The organism is Frankia sp. AvcI1, from assembly GCF_001420875.1.
In the GTDB taxonomy this organism is placed as follows: domain Bacteria; phylum Actinomycetota; class Actinomycetes; order Frankiales; family Frankiaceae; genus Frankia; species Frankia alni.
The window spans coordinates 225,221-248,742 of sequence record NZ_LJFZ01000007.1 but is presented as its reverse complement, the minus strand read 5'-3'; the positions used below and the strand labels follow the sequence as shown (position 1 = coordinate 248,742).

The following is a 23,522-nucleotide window of genomic DNA, read 5'->3' as shown; positions in this document are numbered from 1 at the left end:
GCGGCCGACGAAGATGCCAGAACCATGGCCCATTGAAGATCATAAAATGCCTGCAACGGGGCACCGATGCTATAAACATGGTGTCAGATGAGCTCGACTGAGCCCACCTGAACCCAGACCCCGCCCGGCGAAGGCCGGCGCGACGATCCCTTCCGGCGCCCGGCGCACGGGCGGGAACCAGGAGGAGGGACGGGCGTTGCCCGAAGGGACGAGCGCCGCGGGCCCACTCGCCGGCATCCGGGTAGTCGAGCTCGCCGGGATCGGTCCCGGCCCGCACGCGGCGATGATGCTCGCCGACCTGGGCGCGGACGTGGTCCGGGTGGCCCGGCCGGGGTCCGTGCCGGCGCCGGGCGTGCCGGCCGAGCCGGTGCAGCGCGGGCGCCGCCTCGTCGAGGCCGACCTGGGCGATCCCGCCTCCCGCGACGGCGTGCTGGACCTGATCGCCGGCGCCGACGTGCTGATCGAGGGCTTCCGTCCCGGCGTCACCGAGCGCCTCGGCCTCGGCCCCGACGACTGCGCGCGGCGCAACCCGCGGCTGGTCTACGGGCGGATGACCGGCTGGGGCCAGCAGGGACCGCTGGCGGACCGGGTCGGCCACGACATCAACTACCTGTCGATCACCGGCGTGCTCAACGCCGTCGGCCGCGCCGGCGAGCCGCCGCTGCCGCCACTGAACCTGGTCGGCGACTTCGGCGGCGGCTCGACCTACCTGGTGGTGGGCATCCTCGCCGCGCTGGTCGAGCGGGAGCGCTCGGGGCGCGGCCAGGTCATCGACGCGGCCATCGTCGACGGCGCGAGTCTGCTCGCGCACATGGTCTGGGGGCTGCGCGGGCGGGGCCGCTGGAACGACGAGCGCGGTTCCAACCGCCTCGACACCGGCGCGCCGTTCTACGATGTCTACGCCACCGCCGACGGGCGCTACATGGCCGTCGGCGCGCTCGAGCCCCGCTTCTACGCCACGTTCGTCACCGGTCTCGGCCTCGACCCGGCCACGCTNCCCGGCCAGGACGACCGGGCCCGCTGGCCGGAGCTGCGCGAGGCGTTCACCAAGGCCTTCGCCGGGCGCACCCGCGACGAGTGGGCGGCCGTGTTCGACCCCCTCGACGCCTGCGTCACCCCGGTGCTGGACTTCGACGAGGCCACCGCGCACCCGCACATGGCCGCCCGAGAGGTCCTGATCGACGTCGCCGGCGTGACGCAACCCGCCCCCGCGCCGCGGTTCTCGCGCAGCGTCCCCGCCGCGCCGCGGGTCCCGCCGCGCACCGCGGTCACCGTGGCCGAGGTCCTCGCCGGGTGGACCTGATCTCCCGCCGCGCCCCCGACCACAATCTCGATCTCGACCAGACAACGAAGGAGGCGCCGTGTCCGTAACGGCAACGCCGTCCAGCGGCTCCGACACGTTCCCCACCGGTGCCTGGGAGCTCCCGGACGAGTTCCGGATGCTCGCCGACACGGTGCGCCGCTTCATGGAGACCGAGGTCCGCCCGCTGGAGGACACACTCCCCCACGACGCGGCCGGCCTGCCGCCCGAGTTGCTGGGGCCCCTGCAGGCCAAGGCCCGCGCGGCGGACCTGTGGGCGCTGCAGACCCCGGCGGAGTTCGGCGGCGCGGGGCTGAGCGTGCTCGGCCAGGTCGTCGTCGCCGAAGAGGCGGCGAAGTGCCGGATGGGCGCGTTCTTCCCGGCCTGCGGGGCGTTCGGCGGCAACCCGCCGACGGTGATGTTCTCCGCGACCAAGGAGCAGTTCGAGACGTACGCCCGCCCCATCATCGAGGGTAGGGCGGGCCGGGCGTTCACCGCGATCAGCGAGCCGTCGGGCGGCTCCGACCCGGCGCGGGCGATCCGCTGCCGCGCCGAGCGCGACGGCGACCACTACGTCATCAACGGCACCAAGATGTGGACGACCCACGCCGGGTCGGCGGCCTGGGGCGTGCTCTACGCCCGCACCGGCGAGCCGGGTCGGCGCGACGGGATCAGCTGCTTCATCCTGCCGAACGACGTCGAGGGGCTGACCAAGTTCCCGATCGACGTGATGACCTCCTACGCGCCATACGAGCTGCACTTCGACAACGTCCGGATCCCGGTCGCCAACCGGATCGGCGAGGAGGGCCAGGGCTTCAACCTGGCCTCNCAGTTCCTGGTCTCCGGGCGCATCGCCTATGCCGCCGGCCCGATCGGCATCGCCCAGCAGGCGCTGGGGATGGCGATCGACTGGGTCAAGCAGCGCGAGGTCTTCGGCTCGCGGCTGGCCGACAAGCAGGGCATCCAGTGGATGATCGCCGACAGCGAGGTGGAGCTGCGTGCCGCCCGGCTGCTGATGTACCAGGCGGCCTGGAACGCCGACCTCGGCAAGGACGTGAGGGTCGACGCGTCGGTGTGCAAGATGTACGGCACCGAGGCCGCCTACCGGGTGCTGGACCGGTGCGTGCAGATGTTCGGCGCGCTCGGCCTGTCCAAGGAGATGCCGCTGGAGCGCTGGTTCCGCGACCTGCGGGTCAAGCGCCTCGGCGAGGGCGCCTCCGAGGTCCAGAAGATGATCATCGCCCGCGAGCTGCTACGGTGACGCGGCGATGACCGAGACCGGAACCTCACCGACCGCCGACGCCTCGACAGGTGGCCTCGTCCCGGCGGCCCGCGCCGAATCCTCCACCTACGCCGCGCCCGCGCCGAACGCGCCGGCCGCCGCGTCCCCGCCGGCCCGGGAGTACGCCGAGAGCCGCTTCCGGCTCAGCCAGGTGAGCCGCGACGAGCGCGGCGTGCGCGTCACGATGCAGCTCGGCCCGTGGCTCGACGGCCCCGACGGCCTCGCGACGATCGGCTCGCTCGGCGTCCTGGTGGACTCCGCGATCGGGATGGAGGTCTACGACGCCCGGCCGGAGAACTCCCACTCGGTCACCGCCGAGCTCTCCGTCGACGTCGTCACCCCGCCGCCGTGGTCCGGCGGCCTGCTGACGGCCAGCGCCGAGCTGCTCGGGCGGGATCCCGCCGGCGGGACGGCCCGCTGCGAGGTCCGCGACGGCGACGGCCGGCTGGTCGTCGTCGGCATCGGCCGCTGCCGCTTCGTCAGCATCCCGGGCACGGCGGCAGGTTACCTCGACGGCGCGCCGGCGATGCTGCCGCCCGCCGCGCACCATTCGCTGCTGGCGGCCCTGACCCGGGCCGACGCCGGGGACGAGACCATCGCCGGCCCCGGGCGCGACGGCGCCGTCGGCCGGTTCCTCCTGCCCGCCAACCCGGCGTTCGAGAACGGCGGCGGCACGGTGCACGGCGGCGTGCTGTTCTGCACCGCCGAGCTCGCCACCGAGGCGCTCGCCGACCCGGCCGTCCCGGAACGCACGACGGCGATCCGGGTGAACTACCTGCGCCCGGCGGACCTGCGCACCGAGGTGACCGCGACCGCCGAGCTCGTCCACCGCGGCCGCACGGTCTCGCTGTACCGGGTGACGACGGCCGGCCCCTCCGGCAAGCCCGCCACCCTGTCCACGATCACCCGCGAGCGCGGCACCCCGGCGTCCTGACCCCGACCGCGCCGCCGCCCGGTGCATCCATCGGCGCCGGACGGCGGCGCGGCGGGGCTGCGGGGGCCGCCGCAACCGACACCGCGACGGCCCCGCCAGTCGTGTCGTCCTGGCTACTGTTGGGGTCATGCCTCGCGAGTGGGACGCGCGCACCTACGACTCGTTACCTCTCCCCCATCTGTACTGGGGTAGAAAGACGCTCGGTCGGCTCACCCTGACCGGCGCCGAGACGGTCCTCGATGCCGGTTGCGGCACCGGGCGGGACACCAGCGCCCTGCTCGACCTGCTGCCCGACGGGCGCGTGATCGCCCTGGACGGCTCCGCCGCCATGCTCGCGCAGCTACGCGCCCGGCTCGCCGACCGCCTCGATCGCGTCGAGGTGATCCAGGCCGATCTGCTGGAACCGCTGCCCGTCCACACCCCGGTCGACGCCGTCGTCAGCGTCGCCGCCTTCCACTGGCTGCCCGATCACGACACGGTCTTCAGGAATCTGGCCGCGGTCATGCGGCCGGAGGCCCAGCTCGCCTTCGAATGCGGCGGCCAGGGCAATGTCGCCAGCATCGTCCACGCCCTCGACGAGGTGCTGCCGAGCGCGCCGCGGGTGTGGAACTTCGCCGGCGTCGACGACACGACTCGTCGCCTGCTCGACGCGGGGTTCACCGACGTCGAGGTGACGCTGACGCCGGATCCCGCCCGGTTCGAACAGGTCGAGCAGTTCCGGACCTGTCTGGGGACGGTGGTGCTGGGCGCGCATCTCGACCGTCTCCCCCACGGCGAACGCGCGGACTTCGTCGACGCGGTCGCCGCCCGCCTGCCCGAACCCGTCGTCGACTACGTCCGCCTCCAGGTTCGCGCCACCCGGTCCGGCGACTGACCGTCGCCCGGCCGCGGCCTGGACGCCGGCGACTCCCAGGGCCNCACGACGGACGGCCGTGTCCCGAGCACGTCCGCCTGTTCCGGGGAGCTCCACCGCGATGGTTCCCGTGTCGGCTCCGCCAACAGCGAACGAACACGTGTTCGACATCCGGCGATTGTTGTCCTACCGTTGATTCATGGAAATCGACGACGACATCGGCGACAGCCCGGGGTTACCCGCCCGGCTGGCGGTCATCTCCGGGCAGGTCGACGGCCTGCTCGCCGGGGCGACCTGGCGGCTGGCCGACGACGAACTCGACGGGCTGATCGAGGGGGTGTGCCGGCTGGTCGGCCGGGTCGCCGCCGCCCGGGGCCGGCTGCTCGTCGAGGCCCACGACCGCGGCTTCGCCCTCCATCAGGGCGCGGTCGACACCGCCGCCTGGCTCCGCGACCGGTTGGCGCTGTCCCCCCGGGAAGCCCGCCGGCAGGTGACCCTCGCCCGCGACACCGCCGCCACCTGCCAGGCCACCGGAACTACCCTGGCCGCAGGAGACATCACCATCGAACACGCCATCGTCGTCTGCGACGCAATGCGCGCCCTGCCCGCTGAAGTGACACCCGAACAGCGGATCGAAGCCGAGCAGGCCCTGCTCGGCTTCGCCCGCACCGTCGACCCCTACCAACTGATCAAAATCGCCGCCCGGCAACGCGAGGCCCTGACCACCGTCGACTCCTCCCCCGGCGGCGACGACCCCCACGCCGACAGCCGCACCGGCGAACACAACCGTCCCGGCAGCGGCGGTCCAGACGGTGGCGGACCAGACGGTGGCGGACCAGTCAGCGACGGTGGTACAGGGGAACCGGGTGGGGAGAAGCCAAGTCCGGATCCGGCGGACATCCGCCGCCTCACCCTCACCGACNCCCCCGCCGGCACCACCCTGATCGGCGGCGAACTCGACGCCGAAGCCGCCGCCCTGCTCCGCACCGCCCTCGACAGCCTCGCCGCACCCCGCCCCGCCACCGACGGCACCCCTGACCGGCGCAGCCCCGCCCGCCGTCGCGCCGACGCCCTCATCGACCTCGTCACCCGCGCCCTCGGCGCCGCCGCACTACCCGAATCCGGCGGAGTGCGACCCCACCTCACCGTCACCATCCCCTGGAACACCCTGCTCGCCACCGGTGCCACCCCCGCCACCACCAGTTGGGGTCTCCCCCTCCCCAGCAGCGTNCTCGCCCGACTGACCTGCGACGCCGAAACCAGCCGGATCCTGCTCGACCCCGCCGGCGTCCCCCTCGACATCGGACGATCTACCCGCACCGTTCCCGCTCACCTGCGCCGCGCCCTCACCGCCCGCGATCAAGGATGCACCTTCCCAGGCTGCGACCGGCCACCCTCCTGGTGCGAAGCCCACCACGTGATCCACTGGAAGGACGGCGGCACCACCGCCCTGTCCAACCTCACCCTGCTCTGCGGCCACCACCACCGCCAGATCCACCACGACGGCTGGCAGATCACCTTCCTCGACGACGGCCGACCCGCCTACATCCCACCCCACCGCATCGACCCTCACCGACGACCCCGCCGCAACCCCTACAGCCAGCCCCCAGCCGACCTGCTCGCCACCGCCTGACCAGCCAGCGAGCGGCCCCTCCTTCGGATCGCAGCCAGCCCTACGGGTGAAGGCGGTCCGGGGGATGAGTTCGCAGTCGCCACGGGGATCCNGTGGGTACAAGCGGGAAGCGCGGTTAGCCGGCGTCGGGCCGATCCACGCGATACACGTAGTGNAGTGGGTCGTCAGCGGGGTTGTCCNGCGCGAGTGGGCCCTGCCCGACGCGTCGGAGGCCTGCCTTCTCCAGTGCTCGCCACGACGCCCGATTGGCCGCCACTACCGGCACCACGATGCAGGTCGCATCAGGGTGGTCGGTCCAGATGCGCCCGATCATCGAGGCGATCAGGCGGCTGCCCAGGCCGCGCCCTTGCTGGTCGGGCTCGCCGATCAGGAAGTCGATGCTCATGGCACCGGCCTGGATGTCCACGATGGGCACCAGTTCGTCGCGGTACTCCGGGTAGTCGGCGAGGCGGCACCGTTGCACCAGACCGACGGGCCGGTCGTCGAGCAGGGCGAGGAAATCCTCCGACGGTTCCTCGCCGCGGGCCGCGGGACCGAAGTCGCGCCTGATTGCTTCTGCCGTGGTCTCGTGGTTCCACCACCTGGCGACGGAGGGCTGCTCCAGCCACCCCCGCAGCAGGGCGAAGTCGGACTCCTCGAGCCGTCGCCAGGTGATCATCGTCGATCACACCCCCGAGAGGCGGTCAGACCTGACACTGACTCCAGCCGGTAGCGATCTGTCAGCGAGATTCGGCCACCAGCATGTCACCGCTATGCGCCCCTTCCGCCGGAGCAACGGACGTGACACGTTGCGCCCGGCCACGGCACGGACAGGAGGACGGATAACTGGATCGCTGGTCGCGAACAATACCACGCGCTAATATGCGGACACATTCGACATTGTTGCCGCGGAAAGCGGGGCCGGGCGATGCACGNTGGACCGATTGTCACATCGCTGGATGACGCGCACTGGTTCGATGTGACCCGGTTGGAGTATCCGGACGGGCGGATCGCGCGGATCCAGGAGGCGTGGATCCAGCTCTCGCCGCGCTACGTCTGCTTCTACAACAAGTGGGATCCCGGCGCGATCACGCCTCGGCACGGGCACCACGGGGATCACTCGATCTTCGTCACCCGCGGGCAGGTCTCGGACGGCACCCATGTCTGCGGCCCCGGCTCGCACATCATGCTGGAGTACGGCGACACCTTCGGCCCCTGGGAGGCCGGCCCGGAGGGCTGCGAGATGTACGGCGTCATCATGGGCGTCGGGCACCCGTTCCTGGACAAGACCGCCTGGCGCAAGTACCTCGCCGAGCGCGGGATCGTCGAGCACCCCTGCCCGCCGCCGCCGCTGCCGCTGTGGTCGGCCGGACTGAGCGTGCTCCCCGCGGATTAGCCTGCAACGCGCGACGGCCGGGGCACCGGACTGCGGTGCCCCGGCCGGGGGCGGGCTACTCGATCGGGTCGTCGATCGTCGGGTTACGCACGCCGAAGCCGATCTCCTTGACGTTGAACGTCGGCTTCAGGCCCGGGCGGTCCACCCACGACGGGCGCGGCACGTGGCCGGGCTCGGGGCGGGCCCAGTCGACCCAGGTGCCCCAGTCGTCGCGGGTCAGCGTGATGTCGCCGGGGGTGTACGGCTGGCCGAACTCGGCGTACCACTTGCCNAAACGCTTCATCTCGTACGCGATCCAGTAGTCCTCTTCGGACTTGAACTGGCCGTTGCCCGCGTACTCCAGAATCTGGATCGACTCGGCGCCGACCTTGGGGCCGCCGGGCACCTTGTAGTTGTCGGCCCAGTTGATGCCCTTCCAGACCACCGTGTCACCGTCGATCGTGTACCAGATCATCGGCGTGTAGGTGCCCGGCGACCAGGACATGGTGACGTCGAGGTACTCCTCGATCTCGTCCTGGCCGTGGAAGGTNCCCCAGTAGTGGTCCTTGTACCAGGCGTCCTCGGTGAAGCACTCGTNCGCCCAGCGCTTCCAGTCCTCGGCGACCGGCCCGAGTAAGTAGTAGTTCTTGAATGCTGCTTCCACTTCTTCGCGGGAATGGCTCACACGGCCTCCAGGGGTGTGGGGGGCATTGCATGCGCCTCGAGGGCGGTCAGGCGCGGACCGTGGTCGGGGTGTAGGCGGCCTTGAGGTGCTTGATGCCGTGGAGGAAGTTCGTCCGCAGGAACTGCGGCTCCTCCACGGCGTGAATGTCGGGAAGGTACTCGAACAGCGCCTTGAACACCACCGACAGCTCGAGGCGGGCGAGGTGTGCGCCCAGGCAGAAGTGCGGGCCGGGAGCGCCGAAGCCGAGGTGCGGCGGGGTGAGGTCGCGGCGCACGTCGAAGCGGGTGCCGTCGGGGAACACCGACTCGTCCTGGTTCGCCGAGCGGTACCACAGCACGAGCTTGTCGCCCTCGCGGAACTCCTGGTCGCCGAGGCGCACCCCGTCGGCGGTGACGGTGCGGCGCATGTGCAGCACCGGCGACGCCCAGCGGACGACCTCGTCGACGGCCGTCGGCGTGAGGCCGTCGACGTCGGAAGCCCACAGGGCCCGCTGGTCGGGGTTCTGGGTCAGCGCGAGCAGGCCGTGCGCGATGGCGTTGCGGGTGGTCTCGTTGCCGGCGCCGACCAGCAGGATGAAGAAGGAGGCGAGCTCCTGCGCCGTGAGGTTCTCGCCCTCCGCGGCGACGAGGAGGCTGATGAGGTCGTCNCCGGGGTTGCGCTGCCGGTCGGCGGCGAGCTCGCGCAGCAGTTCGGCGAAGTCGTCGCCGACCCGGGACAGGTTCTTCGCGACCCCGCGCGGGCTCTGGTCGGGGACGTACTCCGGGTCGCTGGCGCCGAGCAGCTTGTTGGTCGACTCGAAGATGAACTGCTCCTGGCTGCGCGGGATGCCCATCATGTCGTTGACGATGCGCAGCGGGATCAGCGCGGCGACCTCGGTGACGAAGTCGCACTCGCCCTTCTCCGCCACCGTCGCGAGGACCTCCCGGGTCACCTCGCCGACGTTGGCGCGCAGCGCCTCCAGGTTCTTCGCGGTGAACCCACGGGAGATGATCCGGCGCTGACGGGCGTGCTGCGGGTTGTCCATCGCGATGATGGAGCCGAAGAACTCCCGCAGGTCCAGCGGCTGGTCGAAGATGTTGGTGCCCTCGCCGGAGCAGAAGTCCTCGGGCCGGCGGCTGACCTCCATCACGTCGGCGTAGCGGGTCACCGCGTAGAAGCCGCGGCCCCGGGTGTTGCCGGCAAGGTCGAGTTCGGGGAAGTAGGGGCGTTCCCCGGACGCGCGCACGCTCGCGAAGTAGGCGTCGCGTTCGGCCGCGGGCCGGGTCCACCAGTCGAGATCGTCCAGGTCGACGTCAGCGATCAGGCTCATGGGCCGGTTCTCCTCGTGCTGTGCGGCGGCACCGCGGGACGGGTGCGGCGCGCTCCGGTGGTCGTTCGGACGGTGGCGGCGAGCTGGGTGCGACGAGCTGGGTGCGACGAGCTGGGTGCGGCGCGCTGGGTGCGGCGAGCTGGGTGCGGCGAGACGTGGGGAGGGCGGGACCCGGGGGGGCGAGCCGGGCAGGCGAGCGGGACGGATCAGGCGGCGGCGTCGGCGGCCGGGTAGCGCAGCACGCCGCGCAGGTTCGTGCCCGCGCGCAGGTCGTCGAACGCGTCGTTGATGTCGTCGAGGGGGTAGGTCCGCGACACCATGATGTCGAGATCGACCTGGCCGACNCTGGAGAGCTCCAGCAGCTTGGGGATGTCGGCGCGCGGGTTGCCCGAGCCGTAGAGCGTGCCGATGATGCGCTTCTCGGTGAGGGTGAGGTCCATCAGGTTCACGTCGATGGACGTCTCCGTCGCCGGGTGGATGTTGGTGACGACGAGGGTGCCCCGCTTGGCCGTCATCCGCAGGGCCTTCTTGACCAGCTTGCCGTCGCCGACGCCCATCGCGCAGATGAACACGTCGGCGCCGCGGTCCCAGGTCGCCTCGGCGACGACGGCGGGGGCCTCCTGCCAGGAGGTCGCGACGTGGGTGGCGCCGAGCTCGAGGACCTTGTCCTTCTTCGTCTCGACCGGCTCGATCGCGACGATCACCTTGGCGCCGGCGAGCTTGGCGCCCTGGATGGCCGCGCCGCCGATGCCGCCGACCCCGGCGACGACCACGGCGTCGCCGGGGCGGACCTGGGCGGCGTAGACCGCCGAGCCCCAGCCGGTGACGAACCCGCAGCCCAGCAGGCAGGCCCGGTCCAGCGGGTAATGGTTGTCGATCTTGATGACGCTGGCCTCGTTGACCACCGTGTGGTGGGCGAACNAGCCGATCAGGCAGGCGGTGGAGATGTCCTCGCCCTTGGCGTGGTGGCGGTAGCCGTCGTCGGAGATGTGCCGCCCGCTGTAGAGCTTGGCGCCGAGGTCGCACAGGCTCTGGTGGCCGGTCGAGCAGGACGGGCAGCGCCCGCACGACGGCATGAACCCGAACACGACGTGGTCGCCGGGCTTGAGCCAGGACACGTGCGCACCGACCTCGCGCACGNCCCCGGCGCCCTCGTGCCCGCCGATGCAGGGGATGCGGAAGGGCATGTCGCGGGTGACGAGGTGCTCGTCGGAGTGGCAGATGCCCGAGGCGTGGAGCTCGACCAGCACCTCGTCGTGCTTGGGCGGGTCGAGCTCGATCGTCTCGACCGCCCACGGGGCGTTCGGCTCCCAGAGCACCGCGGCCTTGGTCTGCACTGTCGTGTGGTCCTCTCGTCGCTACCGGCGGTCCGCTCCTGGTCGGCGATCCGGTACTGGTCGGTGGTTCGGTGCTGGGGGCGGCGGCCGGTCGGCCCGCCTGGGGGTCAGCCCGCCGGCAGGATGATCGACTGGTACTCGGTGTAGGCCGCCAGCCCCTCCGGACCGCCCTCGCGGCCGATGCCGGACTGCTTGAACCCGCCGAACGGGCTGCCCAGATCCATTCCGGCGCTGGAGTTCACCCCGACGCCGCCGGCGCGGATGCGCCCGGCGACCGCCTCGCCGGCGGCGATGTCGGTCGTCCACACCGCGCCCGCGAGGCCGTAGTCGGAGTCGTTGGCGATGCGCACCGCGTCGTCGACGCCGTCGTAGCCGATCACGACCATGACCGGGCCGAAGATCTCCTCGCGGGCGACCCGCATGCCGTTGTCGACGTCGGCGAACAGGGTCGGCTCCACGTACCAGCCGCGGTCGAGGCCCTTGGGCCGACCGCCGCCGGTGACCAGGCGGGCGCCGTCGGCCTCGGCGGAACTCAGGTAGCCCTCGACCCGCTCGCGGGCCTGGCTGGAGATCAGCGGGCCGACCTCGGTGGCCGGGTCGCGCGGGTCGCCGACGGTGAGCGCGCCGATGCGGGCGCCGAGCGCGTCGACGACCTCGTCATAGCGCTCGCGGGGGGCGAGCACGCGGGTCTGGGAGACGCAGATCTGCCCGCCGTTGGACATCGCCCCGCCGACGATCGCCTCGACGGTGCTCGTGCCGAGGTCGACGTCGGGCAGCAGGATCGCCGCCGACTTGCCACCGAGCTCCAGCGTGCAGCGGCGCAGGTCGCGCGCGCACAGCTCGCCGATGTGGCGGCCGATGGCCGTCGACCCGGTAAAGCTGATCTTGTCGACGCCGGGGTGGCGGACCAGGTGCTCGCTGGCCGCGGCCTCGCCGGGGACGATGGACAGCACGCCCGGGGGCAGGCCCGCCGCCTCGGCCGCCTCGGCGAGCAGGTAGGTGTGCAGGGGGGTCTGGGGGGCCGGCTTGANCACGACGGTGCAGCCGGCCAGCAGTGCCGGGGCGAGCTTGAGGGCGGCGACGAACAGCGGCGCGTTCCACGGCACGATCGCGCCGACCACGCCGACGGGCACCTGGCGCACCCGCACCGGGCCGCCGAAGCCGCCCTTGCGGGTCGTCTCCCACTCGTGGCTGCGTCCGATGCCGCTGTAGGTGGCGAACACGGCGGTGGCGATCCCGACCTGGCCGAGGGTCGACCACGCCCGTGGCGAGCCGACCTCCGCGGAGATCAGATCGGCGAACTCCTCCGCCCGCGCCCGGATCGCCTTGCCGAGCCGGCCGACGATCTGCGCGCGCTCGGCCGGGTCGAGCGCCGGCCAGGGGCCGGTGTCGAAGGCGGCGCGGGCGGCGGCCACCGCCGCGTCGACGTCGGCGATCGAGGCGCTCGGCACGCGCCCGATCGGCTCCTCGGTCGCCGGGGAGAACACGTCGATCACCCTGGACGAGGCCGGCGGCACCCAGCCGCCGATGAAGAGATTCTCGTGGGTGTACAAGGAGGTCTCTTTCCCACTGATGATCAGGTCGGGCGGCCGGGCCACGACCGGACCGGCCCGAGGAGGACGACGCCCGGGCTCCCGCCCGACCGTATGATCACTTAATTCTGGCGTTCATGTCACCGATGTGCAAACAGTACCCGCGCGGACTACGCACCGGCTGTGTTCGCCGGGGTTCGCGCGGCGAAGTGCTGCAGCACCGGGCCGAGCAGTTCCGGGGTGGAGCCGTGCAGGACCAGCTCGTCGGCGCCGGCGTCGAGGTAGTCGTCGAGGCGGGCGGCGCACGTGCCCGCGGAGCCCACCGCGGCGGCGTCGGTCAGCCACGACGGGGGCAGGGNGGCGGCGACGTCGAGCAGCTGGTGGCGGGTGAAGACGTTGTCGGCGGACCCGCGCAGGCCGGCCATCAGCGGGTGGGAGCGCAGCGCCGCCAGCGGCTCGACGCCCCACTCGTTCACCCCGGCGAGGCGCTCGCCGAAGCCCGGGATCTGGAAGTAGGTCACCGCCCGCGCGCCGACCACCGCCGTCTCCTCCTCGGGCGTGAGGTCGGGGGCGACCACGACGGTGGCGTAGNCCTTCACCGTCGACGGGTCACGCCCCGCCTCGGCCGCGGACTTGCGCACGATCGCCACCGAGCGGGCGACGGCCTCCGGGGTGAGGAAGGGGTGCAGCAGCGCGCCGTCGAAGTGCGCCCCGGCGAGCGCGAGGCTCTTCGGGCCGATCGCGGCGAACACCAGCTCCGGCGGCGCGACGTCGGGCAGGTCGCCCAGGCGCATGACCGGGAAGCGCCCGGCGGGGCCGTCGTAGGAGACCTTCTCCCCCCGGCACAGCCGGCGCAGCATGTCGGCGGAGTCGACGAGCACCTGGTTGGTCATCGCCGGCAGGCCGACGGCCTTCCACATCGGGCCGACCGAACGGCCGAAGCCCAGCGTCAGGCGCCCGCTGCTGAGCGCCTNCGCCGTCATCGCGGTGGAGGCCAGCACGACGGGGTGACGCACGAGGAAGTGGGTGATGCCCGAGGCGATGCGCACCCGGCTGGTGGCCTGGCCGATGGCGCCCGCGAGCACGCCGAAGTCCTTGGTCCCCCACCGCTCGCTGAGCCACACGGTGCCGAGCCCGAGGTGCTCGGCGGTCTGCGCCTGACCGATCGCGGGCCGCGGATCGGCGACCCGGCCGGGCAGGACGTAGGCGCCGAGGCGGTCCGCCACCCGGGCAGCACCGGTCAGATCGCGGTCCCTGTTCGTCGTCATGCCCCTATTCTGACATCCGTGTCTAGTATTTGGGCGATCAGCCGGTCCGGGCGGTCGACAACCGGGACACGCGGGCGGAAGGAGTCAGGATGGCCACCACGGCACGACGCGATCTCGAGGAGACCCGGGAGGTCCTGGCCGGGTGGCTGCGGGATCGGCACNGCGCCACCGACGTGGAGATCTCGCCCCTGACCTCGCCGAAGGCCGGCTACTCCAACGAGACCCTCTACCTGCACCTGGCCTGGACCCCGCCGGACGGCCCGCGCCGCGCCGAGGACCTCGTGCTGCGCATCGAGCCCACCGGCCACCAGCTCTTCGTGACCCCCGACGCGGTCCGCCAGGCCCGGATCATGCAGGCGCTCGCCCCGCACCCGGGCGTGCCGGTGCCGACCATCTGGTACATCGAGCCCGATCCCACCGTGCTGGGCTCGCCGTTCTACCTGATGGGCCGGGTCGACGGCCGGGTGCCCGGCGACGTCCCGAGCTGGCACGCCGAGGGCTGGACGGTCGAACTCAGCCCGGCGCAGCGGTCGGTGATGCACGACAACGCGCTGGCCGCCCTGGTCGCACTGCACCGCATCGACGTGCACGACGGCTTCGACTTCCTGACGCCCGAGGGCACCGGCACCGCGCTCGACCGCTACCTGGCGGGGCTGCGCGACTGGCACACCTGGGCGCAGCCGAGCCTGCGCTGGGAGCCCGAGACCGTCGCCGCCGCCGTGGACCACCTGCTGCGCGAGNGCCCCGACGACTCCTCCGCCGGCATCGTGTGGGGCGACGCCCGGGTCGGCAACATCAGCTTCGGCGCCGAGGAGTCCGTGCAGGCGATGTTCGACTGGGAGACGGCCACCGTCGGCCCGCCCGGCATCGACCTCGGCTGGTGGCTGATGTTCGAGGACTTCCTCTGCGAGGCGCAGCGCCTGACCCGGCTGGAGGGCGTGCCCGACCGGGCCGCGATCATCGCCCGCTACCAGGAGCTGTCCGGCCGGCCGGTCGAGCACATCGACTACTACGAACTGCTCGCCGCCACCGTCATGACGCTGATCAACAGCCGCCTCGGCGTGCTGCTGATGACCAGCGGCGGGCTGCCGGAACGGGTCGCCTCCGCCTACGCCCGCCGCACCATCAGGATGATCCGCCGCGGCCTCGACCGCGTCGCCGCCTGAACCGCCGCCTGAACCGCACCGCCCGCGGACAGGCGCCCGCGGAGACGCNCACGGAGAATGACGGCAGTGTTAGAAAGTTGTTCTGCCTCCTGCTAGCGTGCAGCACGTCACGGTGGCGCGGCACGCAGTACGCAGCACGACGGCGCCGCCCGGCGACGGGCCGGTGAGATCGCGACCCCGGGCGCACCGCCTGANCACCTCGACCGACGACCCGACGGAGCAGTTGATGAGCNCACCCAGCGAGGCGGGCGCCGCGTGGGAGTTCCCGATCGAACGCGGCAAGATCCGTGAGTTCGCCCTCGCCATGCAGTCCGAGGCGCCGGAATACCAGCACCCGGACGCCGTGGTCCCGCCGACGTTTCTGATCAACGCCAACCGCTGGGCGCCCGAGGGTGCCCGCGTGCCGCACGGGTTCGACCGCCGCCGGCTGCTGCACGGCGAGCAGGAGTACATCTTCCACGGCCCNCCGCCGCGCGCCGGGCAGACCCTCTACGCCGCCGAGCGCCTCGCCGAGCGCTACGAGAAGCCCGGCCGGCGCGGGGGCACCATGAAGTTCGCCGTCATCGTCACCGAGTTCCGCGACGAGGCGGGCACCCTGGTCGCCGAGGGCCGCGCGACCTACATCGAGACCGCGAAGGCCACCAAGACCGCAGAGCCCACCACGACCGCAGAGCCCACCACGACCGCAGAGCCCACCACGACCGCAGAGGCCACCAAGACCGCAGAGCCCAAGGCGGATGCGGCCACGGCCACGGGGACGGAGACGAAGGCATGACGGCCCCCGNCACCACCCTCGCCGACCTCGCGGTGGGTTCCTCCCCCGAGCCGCGCTCGTTCGGGCCGCTCACCCGGCAGATGTTCGTGCGCTACTCGGGGGCGTCGGGCGACCTCAACCCGATGCACTACGACGACACGTTCGCCCAACGTGCCGGCTACCCGTCGGTGTTCTCCCAGGGGATGCACCAGGCGGCCCTGCTGGCCACCTTCGCCACCGACTGGCTGGGCGCGGAGAACGTCCGCCGGTTCCACGTCCGCTTCCGCGAGCAGGTCTGGCCGGACGACGTGCTGACCTGCTCCGGGGTGGTCACGGCCATCGAGGAGCAGCCCGAGGGCCGGCTGGTCTCGGTGGACCTGAGCTGCGCGCGTCAGACCGGCGGCGTGGCCATCGCCGGCGCCGCGCAGTTCCTGCTGCCCCGCTGACGGCGAGGCGCGCGCCCGCGGCCGGCCGCGCAGAACCGGGCGGCGGTTCTCCCGCCCGGTGACGTTCCCCCGTGACTCGGTGGCGCCCGCCGGCAACGGTCGACGACCTTGCCGACGGACGCGGCCGGGGGATCCGCGGTCCGGCTCCAGGGCGACAGCCGGGCCGCGGATCCTTCTCGCGTCAGCTCAGTTGATCGCGAGGAGTTCCACCTCGAAGACGAGGTCGGAGTTGGGCGGGATGACGGGCGGGAAGCCCCGAGGCCCGTACCCGTAGTCGGGCGTGATGGTGAGTACCGCCTTCTCGCCGAGCGAGAGCTGGGGGACCCCCTCGTCCCACCCCTTGATCACCCTGCCGACACCGATCTCGGTCCTGAACGGCTCCCCCCGGTCACGGGAGGAGTCGAACTTCTTGCCGCTGCCGAGCAGGGTGCCGACGTAGTGAATCGTCACCGCGTCCCCCTTCTTGGGGAAGGTCTTGCCATCCCCCGGCGACAGGACCTCGATAGTTACGCCCATGCAACCAGCCTTTCCTCGACGATGGGACCAGCCCGGCGGCGGTGGACCCGCCCTGGCCAGAGCCGGGCGAACCTGCCGCCCCGGGCCGCCGCGCCCCCTGCGACAAGACCCGGGGGCATCCAGGGAAGTATGTCAGTCGTCCTACCGCCGGCCGGCGACGTCCGCCTGTGCGCCGACCTTGCGCGGCGCTTGTCCTGAGCCTGCTTGTGCGCCGCCACGGCGCGGTTCCGCGGAACACCAAGATCATCGGGATGGGGTTCGGGCTGAAGCAGTTCAGCACCCTGTCGATCACGCACAGGGTGTAGATCGGTTGGCGGTGGTCACGGCCAAGTGTGGTCAGCAGCGGCAGGAGGTTATGGACCCGTGNGCGCCCCGACCGCCATCAGCCTCCTGGCCTTGCCGACGCAGTCGATACGTGCCACGCCCTACCCGCAGTTCTCCGGCCGTGTGCCGGTGGCGTCGGGCCGGGGGGTGAACAGCGCGCCGAGGGCGGCGAGGGCGCCGGGCACGGGACGGTAGTAGGCCCAGACGCNGCGTTTGTCCCGGCTGATCAGGCCGGCGTCGACGAGGACCTTCAGGTGGTGGCTGACGGTCGGCTGGGTCAGCCCGAGGGGTTCGGTGAGTTCACAGACGCAGGCTTCACCCCCGTCGCGGGCGTAGATCATCGACAACAGTCGCAGCCGGGCGGGGACGGCGATGGCCTTGAGCACGGCGGCGAGCTGGTCGGCGTCGTGGGCGGACAGGGGCGTGGCGGCCAGCGNCGGGCAACAGGCCCCGAGCGCACCGGCCAGCTCGCTGCCGGTCTCGTCCGGCCGACCGGTCGACACCGTGGCGGGGGCGGGCGTCGAGGTCGTGACCATACGGTCCAGCATGCCACGAGGGATTGACAGCGGTCTATGTCTGCGGAGATGCTCCGTTCACCGGGACATAGACGACTGTCGATGTGTGGGGTGATCGTGATGGCGCGGGTGCAGTTGGCGTTGAACGTGTCCGACGTGGACGCGGCGGTGGAGTTCTACGCGACGCTGTTCGGGGTCGGGCCGGCGAAGCGTCGGCCGGGGTACGCGAACTTCGCCGTCGACGTGCCGCCGTTGAAGCTGGTGCTGATCGAGAACCCGGAGGTCCGCGGCAGCGGCGTCGCGGGCGCGTTGAACCATCTCGGCGTCGAGGTCGAATCCACCGACGAGGTCACCGCCGCGACGACCCGGCTGGCGGGCGCCGGGTTGGAGACCGCGGTCGAGGAGAACACCGCCTGCTGCTACGCGGTGCAGGACAAGGTCTGGGTCGACGACCCCGACGGCGCGCCGTGGGAGGTCTACACGGTCCTCTCCGACGTCGTCGACGGGCCGGTGCCGACGCTGCGGATGGTGGAGCCGGGTGGCGGGCCGGGGTCGGGCGGCGGGCCGGGATCGGCCTGCGCCTGCGGGCCGGGGGTGGACTGCGGCCCGGCCGCCGACACCACCGCCGACACCACCGCCGCCGCCGCCGACACCGCCCATACCACCGACACCACCGACACCGCCGTCGATGTCGCGATCGAACCGGCGCCTGCCGGGACCCGCTGAACCCCGTGGCGGACATCGAGCCGGGTGGGCGGCCGGCGTTGGCGCGGCGNCTGGCCGCCGAGGCGGTGGGCAGCATGTTGCTCGCCGCCCTGGTCGTCGGGTCGGGGATCGCCGCGGTCCAGCTCAGTCCGGGCCAGGTCGGGTTGCAGCTGATGGAGAACGCCGCGGCGACCGCCGCCGGCCTGTTCGCCGTCATCCTCATGGTCGGCCCGGTGTCCGGGGCGCATCTGAACCCGGTTGTCAGCCTGGTCGACGCCGCGTTCGGCGGGCTGTCGTGGCGCGACGCCGCCGCCTACCTGCCCGCGCAGGTCGCCGGCTGCGTCGGTGGTGCGGTGCTGGCGAACCTGATGTTCGACCGGTCCGCGATATCGGTCGCGACCCACCACCGCGCCGCGGGGACGCATGTGCTCGCCGAGGTCGTCGCGACCGCCGGCCTCATCCTGCTGATCTTCGCGCTGGCCCGGTCCCACCGGGCCGAACGGGCTCCGGCNGCGGTCGGCGCCTACATCGGGGCGGCCTACTGGTTCACCAGCTCGACGAGTTTCGCGAACCCGGCGATCACCGTCGGGCGGATGTTCTCCGACAGCTTCGCGGGGATCGCCCCCGCCTCCGCCCCCGCCTTCATCGCCGCCCAGGCCGCCGGCGGCGCGGTCGGTTGCGGGCTGGTGCGGCTGCTCTATCCGCGCGCACCCGTCACCCCGCGCGCACCCGTCACCCCGCCCACGCCCGTCACCCCGCCCACACCCGTCGACCCGTCCGGGTGCGTGCGCCCGTCCGCGGTGGGCGCGGCGTCCACCGCGCGAGAGGAACCCGCTCGGATGACGACGAAACCGTCGGTGCTGTTCGTCTGCGTCCACAACGCCGGCCGCTCCCAGATGGCCGCCGGCTGGCTCACCCACCTCGCCGGCGACCGCGTCGAGGTCCGTTCGGCCGGCTCCGCGCCCGCCGAGCAGATCAACCCCGCCGCCGTCGCGGCGATGGCCGAGGTCGGCATCGACCTCACCGACCAGGCCCCGAAGATCCTCACCGTCGGNGCGGTCGAGGACTCCGACGTCGTCATCACCATGGGTTGCGGCGACGCCTGCCCGATCTTCCCCGGCACCCGCTACGAGGACTGGAAGCTCGACGACCCCGCCGGCCAGGACATCGACGCCGTGCGCCCCATTCGCGACGAGATCCGCGCCCGCGTCGACCGGCTCCTCGCCGAGCTGCTGCCCGCCGGCCACCCGGCCGAGGCTGACCGTTGACCGATGGGCGTTGACCGATGAGCGATGAGCGATGAGCGGGCCGCGGCGCTGTACCCGGATGGCAGCCGCGGCCCGCGGGCCGATTAGCCACCGACCCCTTCCATTTCTAACAGATCTGTCACCGGAATCCGAGCTGCGCCGGCTCACCTCACATTCCTGCTGGCACCGTCACCCTGTGAAGCCGGCCCCGCCGGGCGCCCGCCGCGCCAGCACGATCCCACGACCACCGGGACGCCCTGGCGGGCGAGCGGGGCGGGAGCCGTCGCCTCCCGCGGTCGGCGGGGCGGGCCGACGTGCCAAGACCCCCTCCACGGAACGGCAACAAATCTGACACAACGACTATGCGGCGTCCGGCGCGCCGCTGAGCGGGGGACGACGACCACGAGCCCGTGCCGGCGGGGCACTCCCCCGGCACGGGCTCGTCGCGGCCGCTACTCGACAGCAGCCGCTACTCGACGCAGATGGCGCCCGCGCCGTGGGGAGCGGTGAGCTTGCCGTTCTTGATCACGCCGTACCAGCCGCACGGAGTGGAGACCGCCGGCTTGTCCTTGGTGTAGGTCGTCGGCGGGATCAGCCCACCGAGGGTGTTCTTCGCCGGCAGGGCGTAGAGCCCGGTGTAGATGTCGGCGGAGGTCGGGCTGGGCCCGATCTTCGCGGCCGCCTTGCCGAACGTGACGCCCGCCGCCCACCCGGCGCTGGCGCTGGCGTTCAGCGGGGTGCTCGACTTGTAGGTCTTCATCGCCTGCAGGAAGTCGGCCGACTCCGGCGCGCCGCCGAACCAGTTGAACGAGTCGTTCGCGATGTAGGCGCCGTTGTAGTTGGCGTTGTCGAGCAGCTTGTCGAGGAAGCTCTGCCCCGGGGAGATCAGCTGCGGGCGGTAGTTCTGCTTCGCGCAGTCCGCGACGAAGCGCTCGCTGACCTCACCCGAGCTGTTGAGGATGATCGAGTCCACCCCGGCCGAGCGCATGTTGAGGCACTGGGAGGTGTAGTTGGGCGACGACGACGAGATCGCCAGGCCGGAGGCGAACTGCAGCCCGAGCTTCGTGGCGATGCCNCCGGCGAGCGTGAGTCCCTGCGCGCAGGCGGGGACCTCGGCGCAGACGACCATGCCGAGCTTCTTCTTACCGGCGATCTTGGCGGCGTTCACCTCGGACACGACGTAGTTGACGGCGGTGTCCGAGGTCGGGAAGAAGTTCGGGTCGGTCAGCCACAGCGCCGCGGTGGCGGATCCGCCGATCACCGGAATCTTCTTCTCGTCGATGTACTTCTGCCAGGCCGACTCCAGCCCGGACTCGTGCGTGCCGACGAGCGCGATCACGTGATCGTTCTCGACCATGCCCTTGACGGCGGCCAGGGACTTGGCCGGGTCGTTGGCGTCGTCGCGGACGACGACCTTGACCGGGTGCCCGTTGAGGCCGCCCCGGTCGTTGGTCCACTGCGCCCACGCCTGCACGGCGTCCGCCGTCGCCTTGGAGATCACGCCGGCGAAGCCGCTGAACTGGCCCACCGTGCCGATGACCAGCGGGCTGCCGGTCGGTGCCGGCGACTTCGGTGCCGCCGGGGCCGCCGAGGCGCCGCCCCCGGACCCGCCCGAGCTGCCACCGGAGCCGCCGGAGCTGCCGCACGCGGCGACCGCGAGGACGAGGGCCACGAGACACACGGCCGGTCGTAATATCTGGCGCTTCACACAGGTGCCCTTCTTCTTCAACGGGTTGTCGTATCCAGCGCCTCCCCCCACGCCGTCGGCACGAGGGGAGAAACAGAGGGATGCCGCGAACGGGAATCCTCACGGCCCGCGGGCGCCACCGGTCGGTCGCGACGCGGTCAGCCGCCGGTGGCGTCGGCGGTGCGCTCGGCGGCGGAGAGGGTGAGGGTGATCGCGCGTTCGGGGCAGGATCCGGCGGCTCGCCGGGCGTCCTGGACGCGGTCGGCGGCGATCGGGCCGTCGGCCGTCACCTGGCCGTAGCCCTCGTCGTCGTCCTGGAAGACGTCGGGGGCGAGCATGTAGCACAACCCGTGCCCGACGCACAGGTCACGGTCGATCGCGGCCCTCACCGCGACGCGCCCGGGGTCAGGACGAGCGGAAGGGCCTCCAGGCCGACGGTGCCGCGGGGGAACTTCACCGTCGGCGCGAACCCGGGCGCGATGTCGTAGTGCGGGATGAGGCGGTGCCACTCCTCGTAGACCAGGCGCATCTCGAGGCGGGCGAGGTGGGAGCCGAGGCAGCGGTGCACGCCGACGCCGAAGCTGGCGTGCGGGTTGTCGCCGCGGTGGAAGTCGACCCCGTACGGATCGGGGTAGCGCGCCTCGTCGCGGTTGCACGCGGCGATGTAGGCGGTGACCCGGGTGCCGGCGGGCAGCGTGCGGCCGCCGAGCTCGGTCTGCGCCGTGGTGATCCGCGGTACGAACGGCGCCGGCGGGTCGAGGCGGAGCAGCTCCTCCACGGCGGCGGGGACGAGGCCGGGATCGTCGACGATCTCCTGGCGGCGGTCGGGGTTGCGGGCGAGGCGCTCCATCCCGAAGCCCAGGGCGTCGGTCACCGTGTCCAGGCCGGCGAGGACGAACAGGAAGCACAGGCCGATCACCTCGGCGTCGGTGAGCGCGTCGTCGCCGTCGAGGCAGAGCAGCTCGCTGAGCACGTCCGGACCGGGAACGCCGCGGCGGGCGGCCACCAGCTCGGACAGGTAGGTGAACAGCTCGCCGGCGTGGCGCAGGTCGGCCTCGTCGGTGCTGATCGCCCCGGACGGGTCGCTCAACGCGAGGATCGCGTCCTTCCAGGCGACGAACTGGTCGCGCATGTCCAGCGGGAGACCGAAGAAGGTCAGGAAGGCCTGCACCGGGAAGACCGACGCGACGTCGGCCACGAAGTCGCATGCGCCGCGCGCCGGCAGCGGCGCGATGAGCTCGGCGAGCTGGCGGCGTAACTCCGGTTCCAACGGCCTGATGCTGCGCGGGCTGAAGAAGGGCTGCAGGATGTGNCGGTAACGGGCGTGCTCCGGCGGGTCGAACGCGATCGGGACCAGCGGGAGCGGGCTGCCGAGGCTGTCGAAGGCCTGCCGGGAGGAGAACACCGCCGGATTACGGAACGCGGCCTCGACGAGGGTGTGATCGGTGAGCGCGACGTCGGGTTCGAGCTGGACGATTCCCCCGCGTTCGCGGATGAGCCGCCACGCGGCGTCCCGGTCGTCGCGCACGGGCAGGTCCTCGAAGGTGAGGGGCTGGGCTTCTCCGGCCGACATGTGGCCTCCCTGGGTCCGTTGATCCGCTGGTCGCTGGTCCGCTGGTCGCTGGTCCGTTGGTCGCTGGTCCGTTGGTCGCTGGTCCGCCGGGGCGCTCAGAACGCCGAGCGCAGCGCTCCGCCGTCGACCGGGATGAGCTGCCCGGTGACGTAGCCGGCCCAGGCCGAGCAGAGGAAGGCCACCACGGCGGCGATCTCCTCCGGGCGGCCCGGGCGGCCGACGGGGATGCCGGTGCTGAACTGGGTCATCATGTCGGCGGGCGCGAGGCCGCGCTGCGCCCCGACGCCGCCGACGTAGTCCCACATGCGTTCGGTGGCGATGAAGCCGGTGCCGATGGTGTTGACGGTGACGCCGTCGCGGCCGAACTCGTTGGCCAGCGAGCGGTTGAGCGTCACCACCGACGCCCGCACGGTGTTGGCGAGGATGTGCTTGAGCTCGGGCGGCGGCTCCTTTGCCGCGCCCGAGCCGATGTTGACCAGCCGCCCCCAGCCGCGTTCCCGCATCGCGGGCGCGACCAGCCGGGTGAGGTGGACGACGCTGAGGGTCATCTCCCGGAAGGCGCGGGCGAAGTCGTCCCCGGTGAGGTCGAAGAAGTCCCCCGGGCCGGGGCCGTGGACGTTGCTGACGGCGATGTCCGGCGGCCCGAACTGCTCCCGGGCCTGCGCCACGACCCGCTCGATCTCCTCGCCGACGGTCATGTCCGCCGCCACGCCGTGCGCGACGCCGCCGTTCTTGCGGATCGTCTCCACGACCTCGCCGACCGCCTCGGCGCCGCGGGCGGTCACGACGACCCGCGCCCCCTCGGCCGCCAGCAGTTCGGNGACCGCGCGCCCGATGCCGCGGCTACCACCGGACACCACCGCGACGCGATCCGCGATCCCGAGATCCACTGCGACCTCCCNGGACGTCTACACACTGCCAGATTCGTGAAGCATGCCACATCTCGCGGGGTGGGGAAACTTATACAGAGATGGGCATTTGAGTGCCCTTTTCCGATGACGTGTCCGTCAGATGACCCAGACCATCCGTCAGGTACGGCGCAGCGCGGTGGCGGCGCAGCGCGGTGGCGGCACAGTGCGGTGGCGGCACAGTGCGGTGGCGG

General features: G+C 72.2%; 16 protein-coding genes and 24 pseudogenes. 19 read left to right on the top strand and 21 right to left on the bottom strand.

Translation table 11 applies throughout. The features are described from left to right. Positions 1-196: 196 nt before the first annotated feature. From UK94_RS10205 to UK94_RS46635, 9 genes and pseudogenes are all read left to right on the top strand, one after another. Positions 197-996: pseudogene (locus UK94_RS10205) on the top strand (CaiB/BaiF CoA-transferase family protein); the annotation flags it as partial. 1 nt (position 997) lies between these two features. Then, positions 998-1,303: CoA transferase (locus tag UK94_RS46660; protein WP_235487275.1), on the top strand; the 306-nt coding region annotated here is incomplete at its 5' end. Between the two features lie 136 nt (positions 1,304-1,439). Next, a pseudogene (locus UK94_RS46655) lies at positions 1,440-2,128 on the top strand (acyl-CoA dehydrogenase family protein); the annotation flags it as partial. 1 nt (position 2,129) lies between these two features. Next, on the top strand, positions 2,130-2,561 hold a 432-nt coding region (locus UK94_RS46650; protein ID WP_268761272.1), incomplete at its 5' end, for an acyl-CoA dehydrogenase family protein. Between the two features lie 7 nt (positions 2,562-2,568). Further along, a complete protein-coding gene (locus tag UK94_RS10195) occupies positions 2,569-3,516 on the top strand; it encodes a PaaI family thioesterase (protein WP_055749607.1) in 948 nt (315 codons plus the stop codon). A 127-nt stretch (positions 3,517-3,643) separates the two neighbouring features. After that, the gene (locus UK94_RS10190) at positions 3,644-4,390 is read left to right on the top strand and encodes a class I SAM-dependent methyltransferase (RefSeq protein WP_011604529.1); all 747 of its coding nucleotides are present in this window, start codon (positions 3,644-3,646) and stop codon (positions 4,388-4,390) included. 178 nt (positions 4,391-4,568) lie between these two features. Continuing rightward, positions 4,569-5,291 (top strand): annotated as a pseudogene (locus UK94_RS46645) (DUF222 domain-containing protein); the annotation flags it as partial. 1 nt (position 5,292) lies between these two features. Further along, positions 5,293-5,599 (top strand): annotated as a pseudogene (locus UK94_RS46640) (DUF222 domain-containing protein); the annotation flags it as partial. A 1-nt stretch (position 5,600) separates the two neighbouring features. After that, on the top strand, positions 5,601-6,002 hold a 402-nt coding region (locus tag UK94_RS46635; protein WP_235487274.1), incomplete at its 5' end, for an HNH endonuclease signature motif containing protein. 180 nt (positions 6,003-6,182) lie between these two features. On the opposite strand, the gene UK94_RS10180 is transcribed toward UK94_RS46635, so the two are convergent. The 13 genes and pseudogenes from UK94_RS10180 to UK94_RS46575 all read right to left on the bottom strand — a co-directional run. After that, on the bottom strand, positions 6,183-6,660 hold a 478-nt coding region (locus UK94_RS10180), incomplete at its 3' end, for a GNAT family N-acetyltransferase (RefSeq protein WP_235487271.1). 1,427 nt (positions 6,661-8,087) lie between these two features. Further along, positions 8,088-8,687: pseudogene (locus UK94_RS46630) on the bottom strand (cytochrome P450); the annotation flags it as partial. A 1-nt stretch (position 8,688) separates the two neighbouring features. Then, a pseudogene (locus UK94_RS46625) lies at positions 8,689-9,350 on the bottom strand (cytochrome P450); the annotation flags it as partial. A 206-nt stretch (positions 9,351-9,556) separates the two neighbouring features. Continuing rightward, positions 9,557-9,694 (bottom strand): annotated as a pseudogene (locus tag UK94_RS46620) (alcohol dehydrogenase); the annotation flags it as partial. A 1-nt stretch (position 9,695) separates the two neighbouring features. Further along, positions 9,696-10,271: pseudogene (locus UK94_RS46615) on the bottom strand (zinc-binding dehydrogenase); the annotation flags it as partial. 1 nt (position 10,272) lies between these two features. Next, a pseudogene (locus tag UK94_RS46610) lies at positions 10,273-10,490 on the bottom strand (alcohol dehydrogenase catalytic domain-containing protein); the annotation flags it as partial. Between the two features lies 1 nt (position 10,491). After that, positions 10,492-10,687 (bottom strand): alcohol dehydrogenase catalytic domain-containing protein (locus UK94_RS46605; protein WP_268761271.1); only part of this gene is annotated, 196 nt, incomplete at its 3' end. Positions 10,688-10,794: 107 nt separating this feature from the next. Next, a pseudogene (locus UK94_RS46600) lies at positions 10,795-11,717 on the bottom strand (aldehyde dehydrogenase family protein); the annotation flags it as partial. Between the two features lies 1 nt (position 11,718). After that, a partial coding sequence (locus UK94_RS46595; protein ID WP_235487269.1) for an aldehyde dehydrogenase family protein occupies positions 11,719-12,240 on the bottom strand: 522 nt, incomplete at its 3' end. A 149-nt stretch (positions 12,241-12,389) separates the two neighbouring features. Beyond that, a pseudogene (locus UK94_RS46590) lies at positions 12,390-12,577 on the bottom strand (TIGR03857 family LLM class F420-dependent oxidoreductase); the annotation flags it as partial. A gap of 1 nt (position 12,578) precedes the next feature. Next, positions 12,579-12,810, bottom strand: a pseudogene (locus tag UK94_RS46585) (TIGR03857 family LLM class F420-dependent oxidoreductase); the annotation flags it as partial. A 1-nt stretch (position 12,811) separates the two neighbouring features. Further along, positions 12,812-13,192: pseudogene (locus UK94_RS46580) on the bottom strand (LLM class flavin-dependent oxidoreductase); the annotation flags it as partial. A gap of 1 nt (position 13,193) precedes the next feature. After that, on the bottom strand, positions 13,194-13,487 hold a 294-nt coding region (locus tag UK94_RS46575), incomplete at its 3' end, for an LLM class flavin-dependent oxidoreductase (protein ID WP_235487267.1). A 173-nt stretch (positions 13,488-13,660) separates the two neighbouring features. On the opposite strand from UK94_RS46575, the pseudogene UK94_RS46570 reads away from it, so the two are divergent. The 5 genes and pseudogenes from UK94_RS46570 to UK94_RS10135 form a co-directional block, all read left to right on the top strand. Continuing rightward, positions 13,661-14,227: pseudogene (locus tag UK94_RS46570) on the top strand (phosphotransferase family protein); the annotation flags it as partial. A gap of 1 nt (position 14,228) precedes the next feature. Beyond that, a partial coding sequence (locus tag UK94_RS46565) for a phosphotransferase (protein WP_235487265.1) occupies positions 14,229-14,653 on the top strand: 425 nt, incomplete at its 5' end. 233 nt (positions 14,654-14,886) lie between these two features. Further along, a pseudogene (locus UK94_RS46560) lies at positions 14,887-15,118 on the top strand (MaoC family dehydratase N-terminal domain-containing protein); the annotation flags it as partial. Position 15,119: 1 nt separating this feature from the next. Beyond that, a pseudogene (locus UK94_RS46555) lies at positions 15,120-15,428 on the top strand (MaoC family dehydratase N-terminal domain-containing protein); the annotation flags it as partial. 32 nt (positions 15,429-15,460) lie between these two features. Further along, positions 15,461-15,853, top strand: coding sequence for a MaoC/PaaZ C-terminal domain-containing protein (locus UK94_RS10135; RefSeq protein ID WP_268761294.1), 393 nt, complete (start codon positions 15,461-15,463; stop codon positions 15,851-15,853). A 186-nt stretch (positions 15,854-16,039) separates the two neighbouring features. Here UK94_RS10135 and UK94_RS10130 read toward each other — a convergent pair whose 3' ends face one another. The 3 genes and pseudogenes from UK94_RS10130 to UK94_RS46545 all read right to left on the bottom strand — a co-directional run. Continuing rightward, the gene (locus tag UK94_RS10130) at positions 16,040-16,369 is read right to left on the bottom strand and encodes an FKBP-type peptidyl-prolyl cis-trans isomerase (protein ID WP_011604517.1); all 330 of its coding nucleotides are present in this window, start codon (positions 16,367-16,369) and stop codon (positions 16,040-16,042) included. A 425-nt stretch (positions 16,370-16,794) separates the two neighbouring features. Continuing rightward, positions 16,795-16,901: pseudogene (locus tag UK94_RS46550) on the bottom strand (transcriptional regulator); the annotation flags it as partial. A 1-nt stretch (position 16,902) separates the two neighbouring features. Further along, positions 16,903-17,129: pseudogene (locus UK94_RS46545) on the bottom strand (metalloregulator ArsR/SmtB family transcription factor); the annotation flags it as partial. 199 nt (positions 17,130-17,328) lie between these two features. Here UK94_RS46545 and UK94_RS46535 point away from each other — a divergent pair. The 5 genes and pseudogenes from UK94_RS46535 to UK94_RS46515 form a co-directional block, all read left to right on the top strand. After that, on the top strand, positions 17,329-17,934 hold the full coding sequence (locus UK94_RS46535; protein ID WP_083867002.1) for an ArsI/CadI family heavy metal resistance metalloenzyme: 606 nt from the start codon (positions 17,329-17,331) through the stop codon (positions 17,932-17,934). A gap of 50 nt (positions 17,935-17,984) precedes the next feature. Further along, positions 17,985-18,424, top strand: a pseudogene (locus UK94_RS46530) (aquaporin); the annotation flags it as partial. A gap of 1 nt (position 18,425) precedes the next feature. Next, positions 18,426-18,617 (top strand): annotated as a pseudogene (locus UK94_RS46525) (phosphatase); the annotation flags it as partial. A 135-nt stretch (positions 18,618-18,752) separates the two neighbouring features. Then, positions 18,753-18,967 (top strand): annotated as a pseudogene (locus UK94_RS46520) (phosphatase); the annotation flags it as partial. 1 nt (position 18,968) lies between these two features. Beyond that, positions 18,969-19,181 (top strand): annotated as a pseudogene (locus UK94_RS46515) (phosphatase); the annotation flags it as partial. 448 nt (positions 19,182-19,629) lie between these two features. On the opposite strand, the pseudogene UK94_RS46510 reads toward UK94_RS46515, so the two are convergent. The 5 genes and pseudogenes from UK94_RS46510 to UK94_RS10095 all read right to left on the bottom strand — a co-directional run. Further along, positions 19,630-20,235: pseudogene (locus UK94_RS46510) on the bottom strand (ABC transporter substrate-binding protein); the annotation flags it as partial. A gap of 1 nt (position 20,236) precedes the next feature. Beyond that, positions 20,237-20,832: ABC transporter substrate-binding protein (locus tag UK94_RS46505; RefSeq protein ID WP_268761293.1), on the bottom strand; the 596-nt coding region annotated here is incomplete at its 3' end. 173 nt (positions 20,833-21,005) lie between these two features. Then, positions 21,006-21,236: a ferredoxin gene (locus UK94_RS10105; protein WP_011604511.1), complete on the bottom strand. Its 231-nt coding sequence runs from the start codon at positions 21,234-21,236 to the stop codon at positions 21,006-21,008. Beyond that, the gene (locus UK94_RS46500; protein WP_235487343.1) at positions 21,233-21,979 is read right to left on the bottom strand and encodes a cytochrome P450; all 747 of its coding nucleotides are present in this window, start codon (positions 21,977-21,979) and stop codon (positions 21,233-21,235) included. Before UK94_RS46500 ends, UK94_RS10105 begins: the two co-directional genes overlap by 4 nt. Positions 21,980-22,515: 536 nt before the next feature. Then, positions 22,516-23,240, bottom strand: a pseudogene (locus UK94_RS10095) (SDR family oxidoreductase); the annotation flags it as partial. Between the last annotated feature and the right edge of the window lie 282 nt (positions 23,241-23,522).